General features: G+C 76.5%; 20 protein-coding genes and 1 pseudogene. 14 read left to right on the forward strand and 7 right to left on the reverse strand.

Going from position 1 to position 21,259, the window contains the following annotated elements:
- Window positions 1–25 precede the first annotated feature (25 nt).
- Window positions 26–1,969: a mycofactocin system FadH/OYE family oxidoreductase 2 gene (locus D0Z06_RS17740; protein ID WP_233517780.1), complete on the forward strand. Its 1,944-nt coding sequence runs from the start codon at window positions 26–28 to the stop codon at window positions 1,967–1,969.
- Window positions 1,970–2,001: 32 nt separating this feature from the next.
- On the opposite strand, the gene D0Z06_RS17745 is transcribed toward D0Z06_RS17740, so the two are convergent.
- Window positions 2,002–2,679: a TetR/AcrR family transcriptional regulator C-terminal domain-containing protein gene (locus D0Z06_RS17745; RefSeq protein WP_117378878.1), complete on the reverse strand. Its 678-nt coding sequence runs from the start codon at window positions 2,677–2,679 to the stop codon at window positions 2,002–2,004.
- A 38-nt stretch (window positions 2,680–2,717) separates the two neighbouring features.
- Between D0Z06_RS17745 and D0Z06_RS17750 the strand changes: the two genes are divergently transcribed.
- From D0Z06_RS17750 to D0Z06_RS17775, 6 genes are all read left to right on the forward strand, one after another.
- Window positions 2,718–3,710: an ATP-binding cassette domain-containing protein gene (locus tag D0Z06_RS17750; RefSeq protein WP_117378879.1), complete on the forward strand. Its 993-nt coding sequence runs from the start codon at window positions 2,718–2,720 to the stop codon at window positions 3,708–3,710.
- 30 nt (window positions 3,711–3,740) lie between these two features.
- A complete protein-coding gene (locus tag D0Z06_RS17755) occupies window positions 3,741–4,622 on the forward strand; it encodes an ABC transporter permease (RefSeq protein WP_199522389.1) in 882 nt (293 codons plus the stop codon).
- A 107-nt stretch (window positions 4,623–4,729) separates the two neighbouring features.
- Window positions 4,730–5,425, forward strand: a complete 696-nt coding sequence (gene mftE, locus D0Z06_RS17760; protein ID WP_117378880.1) for a mycofactocin biosynthesis peptidyl-dipeptidase MftE — start codon at window positions 4,730–4,732, stop codon at window positions 5,423–5,425.
- Between the two features lie 63 nt (window positions 5,426–5,488).
- Window positions 5,489–6,031 carry a cysteine hydrolase family protein gene (locus D0Z06_RS17765; RefSeq protein WP_117378881.1) on the forward strand — a complete coding sequence of 181 codons (543 nt, stop codon included), beginning with the start codon at window positions 5,489–5,491 and terminating at the stop codon, window positions 6,029–6,031.
- A complete protein-coding gene (gene mftF, locus D0Z06_RS17770; RefSeq protein ID WP_117378882.1) occupies window positions 6,028–7,476 on the forward strand; it encodes a mycofactocin biosynthesis glycosyltransferase MftF in 1,449 nt (482 codons plus the stop codon). The genes D0Z06_RS17765 and mftF overlap by 4 nt, the downstream gene beginning before the upstream one ends.
- 97 nt (window positions 7,477–7,573) lie before the next feature.
- Entirely contained in the window at window positions 7,574–8,902 is a 1,329-nt protein-coding gene (locus D0Z06_RS17775; RefSeq protein WP_117378883.1) for a sigma-54-dependent transcriptional regulator family protein, read from the forward strand.
- A 113-nt stretch (window positions 8,903–9,015) separates the two neighbouring features.
- Here the strand turns inward: D0Z06_RS17775 and D0Z06_RS17780 are convergent, their stop codons facing one another.
- Window positions 9,016–10,017 (reverse strand): iron-siderophore ABC transporter substrate-binding protein, encoded by a 1,002-nt coding sequence (locus tag D0Z06_RS17780; protein WP_117378884.1) that lies wholly within the window; start codon window positions 10,015–10,017, stop codon window positions 9,016–9,018.
- A gap of 307 nt (window positions 10,018–10,324) precedes the next feature.
- Here D0Z06_RS17780 and D0Z06_RS17785 point away from each other — a divergent pair, with 307 nt between their 5' ends.
- The 4 genes from D0Z06_RS17785 to D0Z06_RS17800 all read left to right on the forward strand — a co-directional run bounded on the left by D0Z06_RS17785 (window position 10,325) and on the right by D0Z06_RS17800 (window position 15,315).
- Window positions 10,325–10,819, forward strand: a complete 495-nt coding sequence (locus D0Z06_RS17785) for a (2Fe-2S)-binding protein (protein ID WP_117378885.1) — start codon at window positions 10,325–10,327, stop codon at window positions 10,817–10,819.
- A complete protein-coding gene (locus tag D0Z06_RS17790; protein WP_117378886.1) occupies window positions 10,816–13,311 on the forward strand; it encodes a xanthine dehydrogenase family protein molybdopterin-binding subunit in 2,496 nt (831 codons plus the stop codon). Before D0Z06_RS17785 ends, D0Z06_RS17790 begins: the two co-directional genes overlap by 4 nt.
- A gap of 46 nt (window positions 13,312–13,357) precedes the next feature.
- Window positions 13,358–14,215 (forward strand): FAD binding domain-containing protein, encoded by an 858-nt coding sequence (locus D0Z06_RS17795; RefSeq protein ID WP_117378887.1) that lies wholly within the window; start codon window positions 13,358–13,360, stop codon window positions 14,213–14,215.
- A 122-nt stretch (window positions 14,216–14,337) separates the two neighbouring features.
- Complete coding sequence (locus D0Z06_RS17800; protein WP_117378888.1) at window positions 14,338–15,315, forward strand: SRPBCC family protein; 978 nt, start codon at window positions 14,338–14,340, stop codon at window positions 15,313–15,315.
- A gap of 57 nt (window positions 15,316–15,372) precedes the next feature.
- Here the strand turns inward: D0Z06_RS17800 and D0Z06_RS17805 are convergent, their stop codons facing one another.
- The 3 genes from D0Z06_RS17805 to D0Z06_RS17815 are packed head-to-tail and all read right to left on the reverse strand — an operon-like array spanning window position 15,373 to window position 17,371.
- On the reverse strand, window positions 15,373–15,999 hold the full coding sequence (locus tag D0Z06_RS17805; RefSeq protein ID WP_117378889.1) for an alpha/beta hydrolase family protein: 627 nt from the start codon (window positions 15,997–15,999) through the stop codon (window positions 15,373–15,375).
- Window positions 15,996–16,682: an HAD-IA family hydrolase gene (locus D0Z06_RS17810; protein ID WP_117378890.1), complete on the reverse strand. Its 687-nt coding sequence runs from the start codon at window positions 16,680–16,682 to the stop codon at window positions 15,996–15,998. The genes D0Z06_RS17805 and D0Z06_RS17810 overlap by 4 nt, the downstream gene beginning before the upstream one ends.
- On the reverse strand, window positions 16,679–17,371 hold the full coding sequence (locus D0Z06_RS17815) for a DedA family protein (protein WP_117378928.1): 693 nt from the start codon (window positions 17,369–17,371) through the stop codon (window positions 16,679–16,681). The genes D0Z06_RS17810 and D0Z06_RS17815 overlap by 4 nt, the downstream gene beginning before the upstream one ends.
- A 63-nt stretch (window positions 17,372–17,434) precedes the next feature.
- On the opposite strand from D0Z06_RS17815, the gene D0Z06_RS17820 reads away from it, so the two are divergent.
- From D0Z06_RS17820 to D0Z06_RS27190, 3 genes and pseudogenes are all read left to right on the forward strand, one after another.
- On the forward strand, window positions 17,435–18,727 hold the full coding sequence (locus tag D0Z06_RS17820; RefSeq protein ID WP_117378891.1) for an amidohydrolase family protein: 1,293 nt from the start codon (window positions 17,435–17,437) through the stop codon (window positions 18,725–18,727).
- A 163-nt stretch (window positions 18,728–18,890) separates the two neighbouring features.
- Window positions 18,891–19,625 (forward strand): annotated as a pseudogene (locus D0Z06_RS17825) (IS5 family transposase); the annotation flags it as partial.
- Window positions 19,604–19,771, forward strand: a complete 168-nt coding sequence (locus tag D0Z06_RS27190; protein WP_370453372.1) for a hypothetical protein — start codon at window positions 19,604–19,606, stop codon at window positions 19,769–19,771. The pseudogene D0Z06_RS17825 and the gene D0Z06_RS27190, both read left to right, overlap by 22 nt.
- An 8-nt stretch (window positions 19,772–19,779) precedes the next feature.
- Here the strand turns inward: D0Z06_RS27190 and D0Z06_RS17830 are convergent, their stop codons facing one another.
- Complete coding sequence (locus tag D0Z06_RS17830; protein ID WP_117378893.1) at window positions 19,780–20,604, reverse strand: MBL fold metallo-hydrolase; 825 nt, start codon at window positions 20,602–20,604, stop codon at window positions 19,780–19,782.
- Between the two features lie 16 nt (window positions 20,605–20,620).
- Window positions 20,621–21,151, reverse strand: coding sequence for a hypothetical protein (locus D0Z06_RS17835; protein ID WP_117378894.1), 531 nt, complete (start codon window positions 21,149–21,151; stop codon window positions 20,621–20,623).
- Between the last annotated feature and the right edge of the window lie 108 nt (window positions 21,152–21,259).

Genomic DNA, 21,259 nt, shown 5'->3' on the forward strand with positions numbered 1-21,259 from the left:
GCACCGGCGGGCGGGAGGGGTGCAGGTGGCGCGGTACCGGCGGCTGGCCGCACCCCTGCGGCTGGGCCCGCTGACGGTGCCCAACCGGGTGGTCTTCCCGGCGCACCTGACCAACTTCGCCGTCGACGGCCTGCCCACCGCCCGCCACGCCGCCTACGCCGCGGCCCGAGCGGCGGGCGGTGCCGGGCTGGTCGTCGTCGAGGAGTCCACCGTCGACCCTGCCGACCGCCCGTACGAGAAGCTGGTCCGCGGGTGGGACCCGGCGGTCGTGCCCGCCTGGCGGGCGGTCACCGAGGCGGTGCACGCGCACGGCGTCCCCGTGGTCGCCCAGCTGAACCACAACGGCGGGCAGTCCGACGGGTTGCACACCCGCGCACCGGTGCTCGCCCCGTCCCCGGTGCCCGACCCGCTGTTCGGCGAGGTGCCGCGCGAGGCCACGCCCGCCGACCTGCGCCGGCTGGTCGCCGCGTTCGCCGCGGTCGCCGGGCGCTGCGCGGCGGCCGGCTTCGACGGCGTGGAGGTCCAGGCCTCCCAGTCGGCCCTGGCCCGGCAGTTCCTCTCCCGGGCGACCAACCGGCGCACCGACCGCTACGGCGGGTCGCTGGAGAACCGCGCCCGCTTCCTCGCCGAGGTGCTCGCCGCGGTGCGGGAGGCGGTGGGGCCGGACCGGGCGGTCGGCGTCCGCCTCGGCGACGAGGAGGGCGCGGGCGGGGGGACGACGGCGGCCGAGGCAGCGGCCACCGCGCGCCTGCTCGCCGGGCGCGGGCTGGTCGACTGGGTGAGCACCACCGTCGGCGTCGCGACCGCGACCCTGGACCGCGTCGTCCCGCCGATGACCACCCCGACCGGCTACGCCCGCCCGTTCGCCGCCGCGGTGCGCGCGGCCGTCGGCGTCCCGGTGATCGGGGTGGGCCGCTTCCTCACCCCCGGCCAGGCCGAGGCCGCGCTGGCGGCCGGCGACTGCGACCTGGTCGGGGCGGTGCGCGCGCAGGTCGCCGACCCGGCGTGGGCGGCCAAGGCGCTCGCCGGCCGGGCGGGGGAGATCCGCCGGTGCCTGGGCTGCAACCAGGAGTGCGTCGGCGCGGTCGGCCTCGGCCGGGCGCTCGGCTGCGTGACCAACCCGCGGGCGGGCCGGGAGGCCCCGCTGCCGGTGCCCGCGCGGCGGCGGGTGCTGGTCGTCGGCGGTGGCCCGGCCGGGCTGCGGACGGCGGCGACCGCGGCGCAGCGCGGCCACGAGGTGACCCTGCTGGAGCAGGGTCGGGTCCTCGGCGGGGCGGTGCGGACGGCGGCCGCCGGCCCCGGCCGGGGCGGGCTCCTCCCGCTGGTCGAGGACCTGGCCCGGGAGTGCGCGCGGGCCGGGGTGGCGCTGCGCACCGGCGTCCGGGCGACCGCCGCGGGCGTGCTGGGCGCCGCCCCGGACGCCGTCGTCCTGGCCACCGGCGCGCGGGCGGCCCCGCCCGCGTGGGCGGCCGGCGCCGAGGGCGTGCTCGACGTCCGGGACGTGCTCGGCGGGCGGGTGCGGCCGGCCGGCCGGGTGCTCGTGGTCGACGAGCTCGGCGGGGCGGCAGCGCCGTCGGTGGCCGAGCTGCTGGCCGCGCGCGGCTGCCGGGTGGAGCTGGTGACCGCGGCGCTGGTGGTCGGGCAGGACCTCGGGCCGCTGCTGGAGCTGCCGCGCTGGCGCCGGCGGGCCGCGGAGCTCGGCATCCGGCTGACCCCCGAGGTGGTGGTGACCGCCGTGGACGGCGGCACGGTCGCCCTGCTGCACCACCCGACCGGCGCGGTGCAGGCGCGGGCGGTCGACGCCGTCGTGGTGGCCGCCCCAGGCGTGGCCGACGACGCGCTCTGGCACGAGCTGCGCCGCGGGCCCGGGGACGGCGGCCCGGAGGTGCACCGGGTGGGCGACTGCCTCGCGCCCCGGCGGGCCTCGGCCGCCACCCGGGACGGCGAGCGGGTCGGCGCGGCGCTGTAGCCCCGGCCGCGAGGGGAGGGGCCGCCGGCGGGTCAGGCCTCGCCGGCGTACCGCGCGCGCAGGCCCTCGACGAGCAGGTCCAGGCCGAACTCGAAGGCCGCGCCGTGCGGGTGGCGCACCAGCTCGGTGATCGCGGCCAGCAGCAGCGGCTGCCCGGCCAGGGCGCAGGCGCGCCGGGCGGCGGGGTCCTCGCCCCCGGGGGCCGGTGGCTGGCTGCGCCCCCGGTCGGCCTCCGCCTGCCACTCGACGGCGCTGCCGATCACGTAGGAGCCCAGCGCGAACAGCGCCTGCTGCGCCTCGCCGGGGCGCAGGCCCGCCGCCACCAGCACGCCGAGCACCCGCTCGATGCCGGCGAAGCTCTCCGGGCTGGGCCGGTTGCCGGCCACCACCCGAGGCGCGTCCCGGGTGGCCACCAGCGCGGTGAACGTGCGCCGGGCGTCCTCGCGCAGCCACTCCCACCAGGGCTGGCCCTCCTCCGGGCCGGCGTAGACCCGCCCGGTGCGGCGCAGCAGCTCCTCGGCCATGAGATCCATGAGCTGCCGCTTGTTCTCGACGTGCCAGTAGAGGGTCGGCCCGGAGACCCCGAGCCGGGCGGCGACCCGGCGGAACGAGACCGCCTCCAGGCCGCCCTCGGCGAGCAGGTCGAGGGCGGCGTCGACGACGGCCTCGCGGGTCACCGCCGGCCGCTCCGTCGCCGTCCCCGGTCTCACGCTTGACACCCTAACGGTGTGAGAGGACGGTGTCCGCTGTGTCTAACACCGTTAGGGAACCGGCCATCGAGGTCACCGGCCTCCGCAAGACCTACCCGGCCGGCGACTCCGTGGTCGAGGCGGTGAAGGGCATCGACCTGCGGGTCGAGGCGGGGCAGACCTACGGCTTCCTCGGCCCCAACGGCGCCGGGAAGTCCACGACCATCGAGATGCTGTGCACCATCCGCAACCCGACGTCGGGGACCGCGCGCGTCGCCGGCTTCGACGTCGTCCGGCAGCGCAGCCAGGTGCGCCGTCGGATCGGCCTGGTGTTCCAGCAGCAGACCCTGGACCTGCAGCTGTCCGCCGAGCAGAACCTGCGCTTCCACGCCGAGCTCTACGGCCTCTCCCGCCCGGAGGCCGACCGGCGCATCGCCGAGGTGCTCGACATGGTGGCCCTCACCGACCGCCGCACGGACCGGGTCGACAAGTTCTCCGGCGGCATGAAGCGGCGGCTGGAGATCGCCCGCGGCCTGGTCCACGCCCCCCAGGTGCTCTTCCTCGACGAGCCCACCATCGGCCTGGACCCGCAGACCCGCGCCGCCATCTGGGACCACCTGACCTGGCTGCGCGACAACACCGACATCACCGTCTTCGTCACCACGCACTACATGGACGAGGCCGAGCACTGCGACCGGATCGCGATCATGGACCACGGCGAGATCGTCGTGGAGGACACGCCCGAGGCGCTGAAGTCCAGCGTCGGCACCGACCGCATCGCGCTGCGCACCGACGACGACGAGCTGGCCATCGCGCGGGTCCGGGAGCGGCTCGGGGTGGAGGCCGGCATGCACGAGGGGCAGGTGACCCTCGCCGTGGCCGAGGGGGCCGCGGTGGTGCCCCGGCTGTTCACCGAGCTCGGCGTCGGCATCCGCTCGGTGACCGTCACCCGGCCCAGCCTGGACGACGTCTTCCTGACCTACACCGGCCGCACGATCCGCGACTCCGAGGGCCCCTCGGCCCCGTCCCACCCGTTCGCCGGGAGGCGCTGACATGACCCGCTCCGCCGGAGAGGACGCACCGTGAGCACCCGTGACACCGCCGTCCCGCCCGCCGTCACCGAGCCGCAGCGGCTGACCGAGGTGCGCTCCGACCTCGGCCACGAGGTCCGGGCCACCTGGGTCGTGATGCGCCGGGAGCTCCTGCGGCTCCGGCAGGACCGGGCCCGCATCCTCACCATGCTGCTGCAGCCGCTGCTCTTCGTCTTCGTCATGGGCACCGGCCTGGGCAGCATCGTCGACACCGGCGGCGACACCAGCTTCCGGACCTTCCTGTTCCCCGGGGTGCTGGCCACCTCGGTGCTGTTCACCGCGGCCTTCGCCGGCATCAGCCTGGTCTGGGACCGCGAGTTCGGCTTCCTGCGCGAGATGATGGTCGCCCCCATCTCCCGCGGCGCGATCATCTGGGGCAAGTGCCTCGGCGGCGCGGTCGTGGCCACCGTGCAGAGCCTCCTGCTCCTCGCCCTGGCCGGCACCGTCGGCATCCCCTACGCCCCCGTGCTGCTCCTCCAGCTGACCGGCTGCCTGTTCCTCGGGTCGCTGCTGCTCACCGCGCTCGGCGTCCTGCTCTCCACGCGGATCAGGACCATCCAGACGGCGATGCCGGTCAGCCAGCTGCTGATCATGCCGATGATGTTCCTGTCGGGGGCGCTGTTCCCGATCGCCGGGCTGCCGGACTGGCTCGCCGTCCTCACCAAGCTCAACCCGCTGACCTACGTCGTCCAGCCGATGCGCTCCTTCGTGCTCGACCGGCTGGCGCTGACGGCGGCCGAGCAGGAGCGCCTAGTCCCGGTGATCACCTGGGCCGGCTGGGAGGTACCGGTCGGGGTCCAGCTGCTGGCCGTCGCCGTCCTGACGCTGGGGCTGGTCACCCTCGCCGCCCGGGTCTTCCGCACCACCGAGTAGAAGGACCACCCTTCCCCCCACGCCTCGCAGGCTCGGCGCGGGCCCCTGAAGGGTGGCCGGTGGCGCCCGGGACGGGGCCGTCCCAGCGCGTCACTACGCTGGCTGCGGTGAGCTCCCTCGCGGGTGCCGTCTGGCCCGAGCTGCCCGAGCGCCCGCTGCTGCTGGTGCCGCTGGGTGCGGTCGAGCAGCACGGCCACCACCTGCCGCTGGCCACCGACACCACCGTCGCCTGCGCGGTCGCCGAGGCGGCCGTGGACGACCTCCCCGCCGCGCTGCTGGCCCCGCCGCTCGCCTACGGCGCCAGCGGCGAGCACGAGGAGTTCCCCGGCACCGTGTCGATCGGCACCGAGGCGCTGGCCGGGCTGCTGGTCGAGTACGGCCGCTCGGCCTGCCGCTGGGCCGGGCGCCTGCTCGTCGTCAACGGCCACGGCGGCAACCTCGACGCCCTGCGGGCCGCCGTCCCGCTGCTGCGCTCGGAGGGCCGCGACGTCGCCTGGTTCCCGTGCGCCGTCGCCGGCGCCGACCCGCACGCCGGGCGCACCGAGACCGCGCTGATGTTGCACGTGGAACCGGGGTCGGTGCGCCTGGAGCGGGCCGTGGCGGGCGAGACCGCACCGCTGGACGAGGTCCTGCCCCGGCTGCGCGAGGAGGGCGTGCGCGCGGTCAGCCCCACCGGCGTGCTGGGGGACCCGGACGGCGCCTCGGCGGAGGAGGGCGCGGCCCTGCTCGACGGCCTCGCCGCGCGGCTGGCCGGCGCCGTCGCCCGGTGGGACGTCGACCCCGGCGGGCGGCTGCGGGGCTGAGGGCGGCCGCCGGCGGGGGTCGGCCCGACCGGGGCCGCCGCCCCCGCGGTTAGGGTTCCGGGCATGGGCTCTCCTCCCGGGTGGCTGCTCGTCGTCGACTACCAGGAGGTCTTCCGCGACCCGACGTCCCCCTGGACGACGCCCCGCTTCGACGACATCCGGCCCCGCGTCCGGTCCCTGGTGCAGGCCTTCGGCGAGCGGGTGGTGTTCACGCGCTTCGTCGTCCCCGAGCGCCCCGAGGGGGCCTGGGCCGACTACTACCGGCGGTACGACTACTTCACCCGGCCGCACGCGATCCCGCTGTTCCAGCTCTCCGAGGACCCCGGCGCCCGCACGGTCGTCGACGTCCCGACCTTCGGCAAGTGGGTGCCCGAGGTGGCCGACGTGGTGGGTGACGGGCCCCTGACGGTGGCCGGCGTGGCCACCGACTGCTGCGTGCTCTCCACCGTGCTGCCGGCCGCCGACGCCGGCGTCCACGTGCAGGTGGTCTCCGACGCCTGCGCCGGGGCCAGCGACGAGGCGCACGCCGACACGATGCGCATCCTGGGCTGCTACGCCCCCCTGGTCGAGGTCACCACCACGGCCGAGGTGCTCGCCGCGGGATGACCGCGGTCCCCGCGCCGCCGGCCGGGCGGCTGCCCGACGGCTTCGCCGTCCGCCTGGACCCGCGCACCCGCCGGCGCGCGGGCGGCACCGTGCTCCTGGGCGGCTCGCCGCTGCGGCTGGTCCGCCTGCTGCCCCGGGCGCAGGCACTCATGGCCGGTGACCACCTCGAGGTGCGGGACGCGGCGACCGCGGCGCTGGCCGCCCGCCTGCTGGACGCCGGCCTCGCCCACCCCGTCCCCTCGCCGTGCGCCCCGGCGGCGGCGGAGGTCACCGTCGTCGTCCCGGTGCGGGACCGTGCCGCCGAGCTGGCCCGGCTGCTCGCCGCGCTGCGCGCCGACCCCGCCACCGCCACCGTCCCCGTGCTCGTGGTGGACGACGGGTCCGCCGACCCGGCCGCGACCCGGGCGGTGGCCGGCGGTGCCGGCGCGCGGGTGCTGCGCCACGCGGTCTCCCGGGGCCCGGCCGCCGCCCGCAACGCCGGGCTGGCCGCCGCCACCACGGAGCTCGTCGCCTTCCTCGACTCGGACTGCGTGCCGCGCCCCGGCTGGCTGGACCCGCTGCTGCGGCACACCGCCGACCCGCGGCTGGCCGTCGTCGCGCCCCGGATCGCCGCGCTGGGGGAGCCGGTCGGGTTCGTCGCCCGCTACGAGACCGCGGTGAGCGCCCTGGACATGGGCCCCGACCCGGCGCCCGTGGCACCCGGGACCGCGGTCTCCTACCTGCCCAGCGCGGCGCTGCTGGCCCGCCGGGCGGCGCTCGGCGCGGGGTTCGACGAGTCCATGCGGGTGGCCGAGGACGTCGACCTGGTCTGGCGGCTGGCCGCGGCCGGCTGGCGGGTGCGCTACGAGCCGGCCGCCACCGTCGCCCACGAGCACCCCGCGAGCGCCCGCGACTGGCTGCGCCGGCGGGCCTTCTACGGCACCGGCGCCGCCCTGCTGGCCGCCCGGCACGGCGCCGCGGTCGCCCCCGTGGTGGTCTCGCCCTGGACGGCGGCGGCGTGCGCGCTGGCGCTCACCGGGCGCCGGTCGGGGCTGCTGGCCGCGGCCGGTGTGCTCGGTGCCGCCACCGCCCGGCTGGCCCCGCGGCTGGCCGGTCCGGAGGGGCGCCCGCCGGTCGGCCTGGCCGCCGCCCTCGTCCTGAGGGGCAGCGCGGCCGCCGTCCGCACGCTGGCCCGCGCGGTCACCCGGCACCACTGGCCGCTCGCCCTGGTCGCGGCGCTGACCTCCCGGCGGGCCCGCCGGGTGGTCGTCGTCGTCGCGGTGGCCGACGGGCTGCTGGGCGGCCGGGCGCACCGCCGGGACGTCGGGGTGCTGCGCTTCGCCGCCGCCCGCCGGCTGGAGGACCTCGCCTACGGCGCCGGGCTGTGGACCGGCGCCTGGCGGGCCCGCGACCCCCGGGCGCTGCTGCCGGCGGCCCCGCCGTCCCTCCCGCGCCGCCGCCGCTGACGCCACCCGTCCCGGTGCACGCGACGGGGTCGGTGGTGCGAACGCCCAGGACAGGTCACGATGGGGGCGACATGAGCGACAGCCCGGGCGCGACGCGGTGACCACGGTCAACCCGTGGCTCGCGCTGCCCGAGGGCCGCCCCGACCCGCTGCTGACCCGCCGCCTGCGCGCCGCGCACGAGGCCCTGGTCACCCGTGGCGCCCCCGCCCGCGACCAGGTGCGGGCCGTGGTCTGGGACTCCTGGCGGCGCAGCCTGGGCAGCGGCGTGGACCCCGACGGCGGGGCGCCCCCGGTGGAGCTCCTGGACGACGACCTCGTCGCCTACCGCGAGGCCCACCCGCTGGCGCCGGTGCTGCCGGTGATCCGGCGGCTGCTGGTCGCCGACGCCGAGGCCGACCAGATGATCGTCGCGGTCACCGACGCCGCCGGCCGCATGCTCTGGGTGGAGGGCGACCGGCGGCTGCGCGCGCGGGCCGAGGCGATGCACTTCGTCGAGGGGTCCCGGTGGTCCGAGGAGGTCGCCGGCACCAACGCGCCCGGCACCGCGCTCGCCGTCGACCACGCCGTGCAGATCTACGGCAGCGAGCACTACCGCCGGCCGGTCCAGCCCTGGAGCTGCTCGGCCGCGCCCGTGCACGACCCGGTCACCGGCGTGCTGCTCGGCGCCATCGACGTCACCGGCGGCGACCACGTGGCCAGCCCGCAGGTGCTCACGCTGGTGCGCGCCACCGTGGCCGCCGTCGAGTCCGAGCTGCGGTGGCTGCACCGTGAGCGGCTGGCCCGCCCGGCGCCGCGGCCGCCCGCGCCCGCGCCGGCCCGCCCCCTGGCGCCCCGGCTGGAGGTCCTCGGCCGCGAGCGGGCCCGGCTGCTGCGCCCGCAGGCGGCGGTCGAGCTGTCGCTGCGCCACTCCGAGCTGCTGCTCCTGCTGGCCGAGGCCGGCGCCTCCGGCACCGGCCGCACCGCCGAGCAGCTCGCCGCCGAGTGCCACGCCGGGGAGGCCGCCCCGGTCACCGTGCGCGCCGAGCTGTCCCGGTTGCGCCGGCTGGTCGGCCCCGAGCTGGTCGGCTCGCGCCCCTACCGGCTCGTCGGCCCGCTGGACACCGACCTCGACGCGGTCCGCCGGCTGCTCGCCCGCGGCGCCGTCGGCCCCGCCCTGGAGCGCTACCTCGGGGCGGTGCTGCCCCGCTCCACCGCCCCGGGCGTCGTCCGCGCCCGCGGCCGGCTGACGCTGTCGCTGCGCCAGGCCGTGCTGGCCGGCCGCCGCCCGGAGCTGCTGCTGCGCTACAGCCGGCTGCCCGAGGCACAGGACGACGTCGCGGTGTGGCAGACCTGCCTGGAGTCCCTGCCCCCCGGCTCGCCGCGCCGCCCCGCGGTGGCCGCCCACCTGCACCGGCTGCGCCGCGCCCCGCGGGTCCCGCTCGGGTAGACCGCGGCGCCCGGGGCGCACCCGGTGCCCGCCCGGCCCCCGGGGGATGCCACCGGGCCGGCCGGCCGTGCCACCGGCACGTCGAGCCCGCGCCGGTCCGGTGACGGGACGACCTAGCCGAGCGTCTCGGCGAACTGCGGGACGGCGTTGTCGAGGGCGTACCCGATGCCGAGCACCGAGCCGCTGGAGAAGGCGCTGACCAGCTCCGGGTCCTCCAGCACCAGCGCGTTGCCCTGCTGCACCGAGGGCAGGGTCTGCCACACCGGGTTCGACGTGATCTCCGAGGCGTCCACGAAGATCGGGAAGACCACGGTCAGCGGCGCGTCGAGCAGCGAGACCTCCTCGTCGCTGATCGGGACGTAGAAGTTCTCCCCGGCCAGCTCCTGGATGGCCGGCGCGTTGACGAAGCCCAGCGACTCCATGAAGTCGACCCGGGCATCGCCGCGCACGTAGGCGCCGAAGCCCTCGGAGGTGTAGGCGCCCACGGCGACCTCGGTGCCCTCGAACTCCGGGTGCTCCGCGCGCGCCTCCTCGAACTGCTGCTCGAGGTCGGCCTCGAGGTCGGCGGCCTCGTCGCTGCGCCCGAGCACCTCGCCCACCAGCTCCAGCTGCTGCTGCCAGGTGGTCTGGTAGGGCCCCACGCCCTCGGGCTGGCCGACGGTCGGGGCGATCTGGCTGAGCAGGTCGTAGCGCTCCTGCGTGCCGTCGGAGCGGGTGTCGAGGATGACGTCGGGCTCCAGGGCCGCGATCGCCTCGAGGCTGGGCTCGAGGGTGTCGACCAGCTCGGGGGCCTCGTCGTAGCGGCCCTCGGCCCAGGGGCCCACACCCTCGCCGCCGAAGCCCAGCCAGTCGCTGGCGCCGACCGGCTCGACCCCGAGGGCCAGGGCGGTCTCGGCGTCCGACCACCCGAGCGCGACCACCCGCTGCGGCTGCTCCTCGATCGTCACCTCGCCGAAGGCGGTGTCGACGGTGACGGGGAACGCGCCGTTCCCGGAGCCGGTGGCGGGGGTGCCGCCGGCGGCGTCCGCCTCCGCGTCGTCGGAGGCCGAGCCGCAGCCGGCGAGGAGGGCGGCGCTGAGCAGGGCAGCGCCGAGGACGGCGGGGCGTCGGGTCATCAGGAGGCTCCAATACGGTAGGACAGGCTCACCTAACTACACCGGGATCCCCCGCGGGCACGCGGGGCCGGTGCGGCGCCGGGCGCGGGGCTGCAACGGCGCTGCAACGTTGCCGCGGGGCGCGGATCCGCCCTGCCCACGGGAGCCTGCCTGCGCATCCGCGGACCCATAGGCGCAATAGCTCCGCGGACGCGGAGCGCGAGGTCGCCGCCGCGCAGGTAAGCGTGGCCTAAGTCACTCGCGCCTCGGCAGACTCCGCAGCAGGTGGCGCTCGTCCGCCACGCCCCTGCAGAGAAGCGGAGGACTCGTGTCCCAGATCACCGTGCGGGTCGACGGGGTGACCTACACCGACGAGGTCGAGCCCCGGACCCTGCTGGTCCACTACCTGCGAGAGCAGCTCGGCAAGGTCGGCACCGTCGTCGGCTGCGACACCAGCAACTGCGGCGCGTGCACCGTGCACCTCGACGGCGCCGCGGTGAAGTCCTGCACCGTGCTGGCCGTCCAGGCCGACGGCAGCGAGGTCACCACCATCGAGGGCCTGGCCGCCGAGGACGGCACCCTGCACCCGGTGCAGAAGGCCTTCCACGAGATGCACGGCCTGCAGTGCGGCTTCTGCACCCCCGGGATGATCATGGCCTCGGTCGACCTGCTCAAGGAGAACCCGCACCCGAGCGAGAGCGAGATCCGCGAGGGCATCGAGGGCAACCTCTGCCGCTGCACCGGCTACCAGAACATCGTCCGCGCGGTCCGCCAGGCCGCCGGCGAGATGTCCGCGCCCGAGACGACGGGAGCCCAGGCATGACGCTCACCGAGGAGCCGCGCACCACCGAGACCGCCCAGCCCGAGATCGGGCGGGCCCGCCGGCGCAAGGAGGACGCCCGGCTGATCACCGGCCGGACGACGTGGACCGACAACATGGTGCTGCCCGGGATGCTGCACCTGTCGATCGTGCGCAGCCCCGTGGCCCACGCCCGGATCGGCAGCGTCGACGTCAGCGCGGCCCGCGAGGCCCCCGGCGTCGTCGCCGTCTACAGCGGCCGGGACTTCGCCGAGGAGCAGGGCTCGCTGCCCTGCGCGTGGCCGGTCACCCCGGACATGGTCAACCCCGGCCACCCGTCGATCGCCGTCGAGGAGGTCAACCACGTCGGCGAGGCGGTCGCGGTCATCGTGGCGCGCAGCAAGGCCGCCGCGGCGGACGCCGTCGAGCTGGTCGACGTCGACTACGCCGTGCTGCCGCCGGTGCTCGACATGGAGCAGGCGTCCACCCAGGACACCGACCTCTGCCACGCCCACCTGGAGTCGAACACCAGCTTCCACTTCGTCTTCGACGCCGGGGACGCCGGCACCGGCGGCGACACCGACGAGGCGTTCTCCGGTGCCGACGTCGTCGTCAGCCGGCGGTTCGTCAACCAGCGGCTCATCCCCGCGTTCATGGAGCCGCGCTCGGTGGTCGTCCAGCCGCAGGGCGACAACTACACGATGTGGTCGGCCACCCAGATCCCGCACATCCTGCGGGTCATGCTGGCGATGGTGACGGGCGTGCCGGAGCACAAGCTCCGGGTCATCGCCCCCGACGTGGGCGGTGGCTTCGGCGGGAAGCTGCAGGTGACGCCCGAGGAGGTCCTCGCGCTGCTCGTCGCCCGCCGGCTCGGCAAGCCGGTGAAGTACACCGAGACCCGCAGCGAGTCCCTGATGAGCGCCCACCACGGCCGCGACCAGATCCAGTACGTCGACGTCGCCGCCGACCGCGAGGGCAACGTCAAGGGCCTGCGCGTGCGGCTGCTCGCCGACATGGGCGCCTACCTGCGGCTGATCACCCCGGGCACGCCCGCTCTCGGCGCCTTCATGTACCCGGCCATCTACAAGTTCCCCGCCTACCGGTTCGAGCTCAAGGGCATCTTCACGAACAAGACGCCCACCGACGCCTACCGCGGCGCCGGCCGGCCCGAGGCGACCTTCGCCATCGAGCGGATCATGGACGAGCTCGCCGTCGAGCTGGGCATGGACCCGCTCGAGCTGCGCCGCAAGAACTGGATCAAGCACGACGAGTTCCCGTTCACCATGGTGGCCGGGCTGGAGTACGACAGCGGCAACTACGAGGCCGCGACCGCGCGGGCGCTCGAGCTCATCGGCTACGACGAGCTGCGCGCGGAGCAGCAGCGCCGCCGCGAGTCGGGCGACCCCGTCCAGCTCGGCATCGGGTTCTCCACCTTCACCGAGATGTGCGGCATCGCACCCTCCCGGGTGCTGGGCTCGCTGTCCTTCGGCTCCGGTGGCTGGGAGCACGCCTCGATCCGGATGCTGCCCACCGGCAAGGTCGAGGTGGTCACCGGCGCCACGCCGCACGGGCAGGGCCACGAGACCGCCTGGAGCCAGCTGGTCGCCGACAAGCTCGGCGTCCCGTTCGAGGACGTCGAGGTGCTGCACGGCGACACGTCGATCTCCCCCAAGGGCCTGGACACCTACGGCTCCCGGTCGCTGGTGGTGGGGGGCACCGCGGTGGTCAAGGCCGCCGACAAGGTGGTGGCCAAGGCCCGCAAGGTCGCCGCCCACCTGCTGGAGGCGAGCGAGGACGACCTCGAGTTCGAGGGCGGGAAGTTCTCCGTCCGGGGGACGCCGGGCACCGGGTTGAGCATCCAGGAGGTGGCTTTGGCCATCTTCGCCGCGCACAACTACCCGGAGGACGTCGAGCCGTCGATCGACGCCGACGCGACCTTCGACCCGGTCAACTTCTCCTTCCCCCACGGCACCCACATCTGCGCCATGGAGGTCGACACCGAGACCGGGATGGTGAAGATCCGCAAGTACGCCTGCGTCGACGACGTCGGCACGATCGTCAACCCGCTCATCGTCGAGGGGCAGATCCACGGCGGGCTGGCCCAGGGCATCGCCCAGGCCCTCTACGAGGAGGCCGTGTACGACGCCGACGGCAACCTCACCACGGGGAGCTTCGTGGACTACCTGGTGCCCTCGGCCGCCGACCTGCCGCACTTCGACACCGACAACACGGTCACGCCCTCGACCAGCAACCCGATGGGGTCCAAGGGGGTCGGGGAGGCCGGCACGATCGCCAGCACCCCGGCCGTCGTGAACGCCGCGCTGGACGCCGTCCGGCACCTGGGCGTGACCGACATCCGGATGCCGCTGACCCCCGAGCGGGTGTGGCGGGCCCTGCAGACCGGCGGTGACGGCGGCGACCGCGCCGCGGCCGGCACCACCGCCTACGGCGGTGCGTCGACCGAGTCCACCACCGGCGTCTCCACCCCCGCGTCCAACCCCGGGGGCATCTCGTGACCGGCCCCGTGCCGGCGTCCGCCCCGACCCCTGCTGGAGGTGCCCGATGATCCCCGCGGCGTTCGCCTACGCCCGGCCGACCACCGTCGAGGAGGCCCTGCAGGCCATCGCCGACGGCGGTGAGGACGTCAAGGTCATGGCCGGTGGCCAGTCCCTGATCCCGGTCATGCGGCTGCGCATGGCCGCCCCGGAGACCGTCGTCGACCTGGTCAGCGTGAGCGAGATGCGCGGGGTCCGGGACGACGGCGACGCCCTCGTCGTCGGCGCGATGACCACGCACCACGACGTGCTGGTCGACCCGCTGATCGCCGAGCACGCGCCGCTGCTGGTGCAGGCCACCGAGACCGTCGCCGACCGGCAGGTCCGCGCCCGCGGCACGTTCGGCGGGGCGCTGGCCCACGCCGACCCGGCCGGGGACCTCGCGGCGGTGGCCCTGGCCCTCGACGCGGAGATGGTCATCGCCGGCTCCGGCGGGCGGCGCACCGTCCCCGCGGCGGACTTCTTCGTCGACTACCTGACCACCTGCCTCGAGGAGGGGGAGCTGCTCGTCGAGGTCCGCATCCCCAAGCTCCGCGGGGAGTGGGGGGTGCGCTACGAGAAGTTCAACCGGGTGGCGCAGGCCTGGTCGATCGTGGCCGTCGCCGCGGCGGTGCGCCGCGAGAACGGGCACATCGCCGAGGCGCGCATCGGGCTGACCAACATGGGCTCCACGCCCCTGCGGGCCCAGGCCACCGAGGCGGCCCTCGCGGGTGCCGATGCCAGCGCCGCGGCCATCGCGGCGGCGGCCGAGCGGGCCGCCGAGGGCACCAGCCCGACCAGCGACCTCAACGCCCAGGCGGACTACCGCGAGCACCTCGCGCGGGTGCTCACTCGCCGCGCGGTGAGCGCCGCCGCCGGGCTGTAGCTTGAGGACCCCGTCCGCCCCTCGGAGGGCGACCCGGACGGGGCCTCGACCCGACCCGGCCGGTCCGCCCTCGGTCCCGAGGGCGGACCGGCCGAGCCACGTGACCCCTCGGAGGTAGCCCCGTGCAGTTGGAGAACTCGTTCACCGTCCCCGTGCCGATCGACGAGGCCTGGCGCGTGCTGCTCGACATCGAGCGGATCGCGCCCTGCATGCCCGGTGCCGCCCTGGACTCGGTCGAGGGCGACTCCTTCACCGGCCGGGTGAAGGTGAAGCTCGGCCCGATCAACCTGACCTACCAGGGCAAGGCGTCCTTCGTCGAGAAGGACGAGGCCGCGCACCGCGCGGTCATCGACGGTCGCGGCAAGGACCAGCGCGGCAACGGCACCGCCGCGGCGCTCATCACCGCGCAGCTCAAGGAGGAGGGCGCGACCACGCGGGTGGACGTCCTCACCGACCTGAACATCACCGGCCGGCCGGCCCAGTTCGGCCGCGGCGTCATGACCGACGTCGGCAACAAGCTGCTCGGCCAGTTCGCCGACAAGCTCGCCACCCAGCTCGGTCAGGGCGACCAGCCGGCCGCCGAGCCCGGCCCGGCCGCGAAGGCGGCCACGACCGCCGCCGGCGCCGCCGAGGAGGTCGCCGCCTCCGCCGAGCAGGTGCCCGGCGAGGGGGCGGCGGCGAAGACCACCCGCAAGGCCGCCGGCGCGGCGAGGAAGACGGCGGCCGCGGCCGCGGACAAGGCCGCGAAGCCGGCGGCGGAGGCCGCCGGACCCGTCGAGGCGGCCCCGACCACCGCCGCCCCCACCACCCCGGCGGCGCCGGTGACCACCCCGGCCGGCCCCGCCGCGACCCCGGCCTCCACGCCCGCCGCGCCGGTGACCCCGGCGCCGGCGGCCCCGGCGGCGTCCACCACGCCCGCCGGGCCGGCCGCCGCCCCGGCCTCCACGCCGGCCCGCTCGACCGAGGAGCCCGAGCCGATCGACCTGCTCGAGGTCGCCGGCGGTGCGGCCATGGCCCGGTACGCGGCACCGGCCGGTGCCGCGGCCCTGCTCCTGCTGCTGATCACCCTGGTCGTGCGCCGGCGCCGCCGCCGTCGCTGACGACCGCCCCGGGGCGCCGTGGGAGGGCCGGTGCCCTCCCCCGGCGCCCTCCGGCCGTCAGGCGCCGAGGTCGCCGAGCCAGTCCAGCGCGGCCGCGGCCACCACGTCGACGTCCCGGGCCAGCGCGTGGTCCCCGGGGACGGCGTACACCGAGGCCCCCGGCTGTCCGGCGAGCACCGCGGCGACCTCCTCGGGGCGACCGAACGCGTCCCGCTCGCCCTGCACCACGCCGACCGGCACGCCGAGCCCGGTGAGCTCCGCGGCGCGGCTGCGCTCGGGGCGCCCGGGCGGGTGCAGGGGGAAGGCCAGGCACAGCACGCCCGCCGCCCCCTGCGCGGCCGCGGTCCGGCAGGCCACCCGGGCGCCCGCGCTGCGGCCGCCGAGCACCAGCGGCCCGGCCAGCCGGCCCGCCTCGCGCAGCGCCCCGAGCACCGCCGTCCAGGCCTCGTCGAGCCGGGGCGGCGCCGGGGCGACCCGCCGGCCGGCCACCCGCCACGGCTGCTCCACGCCGAGGACCCGCCAGCCCCCGGCGGCCGCCCCGGCGGTCACGGCGGCGAGGTCGGCCGAGCCCAGGCCCCCGCCGGCGCCGTGGCCGAGCACGAGCGTGCCGCGCGGGTCGTCCGGGCCGCCCGCCACCACGCGCGCCGGGCCGAGGGGGGTCGGGAGCTCCTCCCCGGCCGTCACCGGGGCGGCAGCGCCAGCAGGGCGTCGACCGCGCCGGCGAGGTCGTCGGCCACCAGCGCGCGCCGGTCGAACACCTCCGGGTAGGTGCGCTCGCTGCGCGGGAACCAGGCCGCGCCCAGCCCGGCCCGGAGCGCGCCGTGGACGTCCCAGCCGTGCGCGGCCACCAGGCCCATCGCCCCCGGCGGCACGTCGCACACCCCGGCGGCCCACAGGTACACCGCCCGGGCCGGCTTCCAGGTGCGGATGACCTCGCTGGAGAGCACCCGCTCGACCAGCGGTGAGACGCCGCCGCGCTCCAGCCCGGCCTCGGCGACGGCGGCCGACCCGTGGGTGAGCGCCACCGCCCGCACCCCGGCCGCGGTCAGCCGGCGCAGCGCCGGCTCCACGTCGGGGTGCGGGGCCAGCTCGGTGAAGGCGTCGGCGACCTGCGTGCGGGCGGCCGGCGCCAGGTCGGTGCCCTGGGCGAGAGCGGCCAGGAAGGCGTCCCGGAAGCTGGTCCAGGTGCCGGCCGTGGCCGCGGCGAAGCCGGTGAGCAGGGTCCGGGAGAACACCGCCGGGAGGACGTGCTCGGGCTGCCCGAGCTCGACCAGCGTCGCCCGCACCGGCGCGAGGTCGAGCAGGGTCTCGTTGACGTCGAAGGCGACGACCTCCGGGCGCCGGGCGGCGTCGTCCGCGGCGGTCATGCGGCCGGCCGGTCGGTGTCGTCCTCCCGCAGCGGCGGGACGGATCGGCGTTCCCGGCCGCGGGCGCGGACGTCCTTGACCCGCTTGTACACCAGCCAGCCCACGCCGAGGACCGCCGCGACCACCACCGCGTAGTCGAGGAAGCGCAGGTTGTCCTGGACGAAGTCGCCCGCGGCCACCCCCACGCCGATGAGCACGCTGTTCCAGATGAGGCTGCCCGCGGCGGTGTAGACGACGAACTGCCAGAAGGGCATCCGCACCACGCCGGCCGGTACGGAGATGAAGCTGCGCACGATGGGCACCATCCGGCCGAAGAAGACCGCCGCCCGGCCGTGCCGCGCGAACCACTCGAAGGTCTTGTCGACGTCGGCGGTCTCGACCAGCGGCAGCCGGTCGAGGAAGGCGTGCGAGCGGCGCGGGCCCAGGGCGCGGCCCACGTGGTAGAAGAAGACCGCGCCGATCACCGACCCGAGCGTGGCGAACAGGACGACCGGGACGACGGCCATGTCGCCGCTGCGGATGAGCACGCCGGCCAGGCCCAGCACCGCCTCGCTCGGGATCGGCGGGACGACCGTCTCCAGCAGGATGGCCAGCCCCACGCCGACCGGACCGAGGGTCTCCACCAGCTCGAGCAGGAAGCCGGTGATGCCGCCGGACTCGGAGGAGGCAGCGGCGGCGAGGGACGACATGGCCCCCACGGTAACGGCGCGGTCGCGGGGACCCCGGCGCGCGCAGGGGTAGCTTCGCGCACCATGCGCCAGCGCTTCGCCGCCCGGGCCGTCGTCGTGGGGGACCGCGAGGGGACCGTCGTCCCCGACGGGGTCGTCGACGTCGAGGACGACCGCATCACCTGGGTGGGTCCGGCCGCCGAGGCTCCGGACCCCGCGGGTGCGGCCGCCACCCGGCTGACCGGCGTCCTCGTGCCCGGCCTGGTCAACGCCCACGCCCACTCGCCGATGGTGCTCTTCCGCGGCCAGGGCGAGGGCCTGCCCCTGGACCGCTGGCTGCGCGAGGTCATGTGGCCACGGGAGGCCAGGCTCACCCCCGAGGACGTCGAGGTCGCCATGACCGCGGCCGCGGCCGAGATGCTGCGCCACGGCGTCACCACGAGCGTCGAGGTGTACTTCCACCCGGAGCGGATCGCCGCCGCGGTGCGGGCGGCCGGCTCCCGGGCGGTCGTCGCGAACCCGCTGATCGGGCTGCCCGGCTTCGGCACCTTCGACGAGCAGCTGGCCACCGCCCTCCGGCTGGCCGCCGGCGGCGACGAGGTCGTCGAGCACGGCATCGGCCCGCACGCGGCCTACACGGTGCCGCTGCCGGTGCTGCGGGACGCCGCGGCGGCCGCCCGCGCGCACGACCTGCTGCTGACCGTGCACGTCGCCGAGACCGCCACCGAGGGCGACGAGCTGCTGGCCGCCCACGGGGTGAGCGTCCCGCGGCTGCTGGCCGCCCACGACGTGCTGGGCGGCCGGGTGCTCGGCGCGCACTGCGTGCACATGGACGACGGCGACCTGGCGCTGTGGCAGGAGTACGACGCCGCGGTGGCGCACTGCCCCGGCAGCAACGCCAAGCTGGCCAGCGGCACCGCGCGGCTGCGGGACATGCTCGACCTGGGCATCCGGGTCGGCATGGGCACCGACGGGCCGGCGTCCAACGACAACCTGGACCTGTTCGAGGACCTGCGGCTGGCGGCCGGGCTGGCCCGGCTGCGCGAGCGCGACGCCACCGCCCTCAGCGCGCCCGAGGCGTTCTGGCTGGCCACCGGCGGCGCGGCCGCGGCGATCGGGAGGGAGGACCTCGGGCAGCTGACCCCGGGCCGCCGGGCCGACCTGGTGCACGTCGACACCGACGACATCGCCTTCGTCCCGATCGGGGACCCCACCGACGTGCTCACCCACCTCGTGTGGTCGGTGGGCTCCCGGCACGTGCGGGACACCTGGGTCGGCGGGCGGCAGGTCGTGGCCGGGGGCGCGTCGACGACCGTCGACGAGGCCGCCCTGCGCGCCGACGTCCAGACCCGCGCGCTGCGCCTCGCCCGGGGTTGAGGTGGAGTGCGCCGTGCGAGGGGAACTCGCACGCCGCACTCCGCCTCAGAGGGTGTTGGGTAACCGGCCAGTCGCGTGAGGTGATGACCTGAGCCGGTTCCTCGCTGTTCGGCGTGGCAGCTGGGCTGTCCGCGCTGCGGGGTGATGGTCCGGATGGATGTGCATGTACACCTGCAAGCCGGGCTATGGCACCTCGCTGACCGACGGCGAGTGGGCGCAGATCGAGCCGCTGCTGCCGATCCGCAATCCCCGGCACGGCGGGCGGCCGCTGAAGTACGACCGCCGGCTGGTTCTGGACACGATCCTGTACGTGCTGCGCACCGGCTGCGCCCGGCAGCATGTGCCGCACGACCTGGCGCCGTGGGATGCGGCCTACCGCTGGTTCGCCGCCTGGAGCGCCGATGGCACCTGGCGGCGGGTGCACGAGGTGCTGCGCGACCGGGTCCGGGACCGCGACGGGCGCGACCGGCAGCCCACCGCGGCGGTGCTGGACTCCCAGTCGGCCAAGAGCGCCGAGGGCGGGGAGGCGATCGGCTTCGACGCCGGCAAGCGGGTCCGCGGCCGCAAACGCCACCTGCTGGTCGACACCAACGGCCTGCTGCTGCACCGGGTGGTGCACTCCGCGAGCGTGCAGGACCGGGCCGGCGCCCGGCAGGTGCTGACCGGCATCTGCGCGCCGTTTCCGCTGCTGGCGCTGGTGTGGGTCGATGGCGGCTACGTCAACTCTGTCGACGCCGCCGCATCGACTGGGCGGGGCGCACCCAGAACCTGGAACTGGTCGTCGTGCCCCGCAACGCCGACGTGCGAGGCTTTCAGGTGCTGCCCCGCCGCTGGGTGGTGGAGCGGACGTTCGGCTGGCTGACGAGGTGCAGACGCTTGGCGCGCGACTACGAACGCAAGACCGCCCACGCCGAGGCCATGATCGATGTGGCCATGATCCGGCTGATGGCCGCCCGGCTGGCCGGCGAGGACGTCGAACCCCACGGTCCCATCGAGACCGAGGCCGCCCGACGCCTCGCCGAAGACCTCACCGAGAACCAGTAATCAACCGGTTACCCAACACCCTCTCCGGCGCGCAGGGGCACCGTCTCGCCGCGCATCACGGTGCGCACCGTGCCCGGCAGCCGGCGCTCGGCCACCTCGCGGACGAAGTTGCCGAGCGGGTCGCGGAACACGCCGTAGTCGTCGAAGTGCACCGGCACGACCAGCGGCGGGCGCAGCAGCTCCACCAGGTCCGCGCCCTGGCGGGCGTCCATGGTCACCGTCACCCCGAGCACCTTCGTGCCGCCCAGGTGGGGGACGACGGCGTCCAGCGGGCCGCACCGCTCGAGCACCTCGCCCAGCGACCGGCGGAAGAGGACGTCGCCGGTGACGTAGCCACGCCAGGCGACCTGGCCGCCGCGGACCAGCTCCAGCACGCTGCCCATCACCTGGGGCAGCAGCCGGGCGAGCGGGCCGGGGCCGTGCACGCCCGGCACGCTGGTGACCCGCAGGACGTCCTCGCCGCGCGAGAGCTCGTGGATCTGCCAGGCCCGCAGGTCGGCGGTGGCGGTGAACCCGCGACGGTCCAGGCAGCGGGCGGCCTCCGGGGTCGTCACCACCGGGACCTCCCGGGGCAGCGCCCGGGTGGCCACGCGGTCCCAGTGGTCGCCGTGCATGTGGGAGAGGACGACGGCGTCCAGCTCCGGCAGCTGGGCGGGCACCAGCCCGGGGTCGGTGCGCCGCCGGCTGCGCAGCCCGTAGCCCAGGTGCGCCCACTGCCCCCGGTGCAGGAAGTTCGGGTCGGTCAGCAGCGTGAACGGCCCGACGCGCAGCAGGGTGGTGGCGGTGCCGCCGAAGGTGAGGGTGACGTCCCCGGCACCGGGGCGGACGGCCACAGCGGGCGCCCGGCGCTCAGCGCTGCGCCACGCCGCGGGCCACCTCGCCGGGCCGCTGCTGCTCCCCGGCGTAGGAGCTGACCCACACCAGGGCGCCGGTGAGGGCGGGCACCACCCACTGCAGGCGGTCGAGCTGCTCCCGCGCCGCCGCGGCCTGCTTCCGGCTCACCTTCGACGGCCGCGTCCCGGAGCGGGCCGGGGAGCCGTGCGCCACCCGGCCCAGGGAGCGGCTGTATGCGGTGACGCCCAGCGCGGCCGCGGTGAGCAGCGTCTTGAGCGCGGACATGCCGGCCACGCCCTGCTGCCGGGCGACCCGGCGGCGGTTGCCCGCCAGCTGGCCGACGCTGCCGACCAGGTGCGCCCCGATGGCGGCGGCGTTGACCGGCGTCCACCGGTCCCAGCCCTCGTCGGCGACCTTGGCGCTGCCCTTGGCGCCCCGGGCCTCGGCCGAGGCGGCGTTGAGGGCGACGGCGTTGGCGAGGGTGCCGCCGAACCAGGCGGCGAGGCCGACGTCGTGCAGGGAGCGGGACAGGGTGTTGCGGGCCATGGGAGCTCCTCGGAGGGATCGGTGGGTGAGTGCAGCACCTACCCGCTCCGCCCGCCGCCATTCGGCGGGAACCGCCGCCCCGGGGCAGGCTGGGCGGGGGGACCGGTG

Source organism: Geodermatophilus marinus (assembly GCF_003428645.1).
Classification (GTDB): Bacteria; Actinomycetota; Actinomycetes; order Mycobacteriales; family Geodermatophilaceae; genus Geodermatophilus.

Coding starts and splice junctions, on each gene's coding strand:
- D0Z06_RS17765 (WP_117378881.1), top strand. CDS start 5,489: ATGGGCTCTCCTCCCGGGTGGCTGCTCGTCGTCGACTACCAGGAGGTC.
- mftF (WP_117378882.1), top strand. CDS start 6,028: ATGACCGCGGTCCCCGCGCCGCCGGCCGGGCGGCTGCCCGACGGCTTC.
- D0Z06_RS17780 (WP_117378884.1), bottom strand. CDS start 10,017: ATGACCCGACGCCCCGCCGTCCTCGGCGCTGCCCTGCTCAGCGCCGCC.
- D0Z06_RS17790 (WP_117378886.1), top strand. CDS start 10,816: ATGACGCTCACCGAGGAGCCGCGCACCACCGAGACCGCCCAGCCCGAG.
- D0Z06_RS17795 (WP_117378887.1), top strand. CDS start 13,358: ATGATCCCCGCGGCGTTCGCCTACGCCCGGCCGACCACCGTCGAGGAG.
- D0Z06_RS17810 (WP_117378890.1), bottom strand. CDS start 16,682: ATGACCGCCGCGGACGACGCCGCCCGGCGCCCGGAGGTCGTCGCCTTC.
- D0Z06_RS17815 (WP_117378928.1), bottom strand. CDS start 17,371: ATGTCGTCCCTCGCCGCCGCTGCCTCCTCCGAGTCCGGCGGCATCACC.
- D0Z06_RS17820 (WP_117378891.1), top strand. CDS start 17,435: ATGCGCCAGCGCTTCGCCGCCCGGGCCGTCGTCGTGGGGGACCGCGAG.
- D0Z06_RS17835 (WP_117378894.1), bottom strand. CDS start 21,151: ATGGCCCGCAACACCCTGTCCCGCTCCCTGCACGACGTCGGCCTCGCC.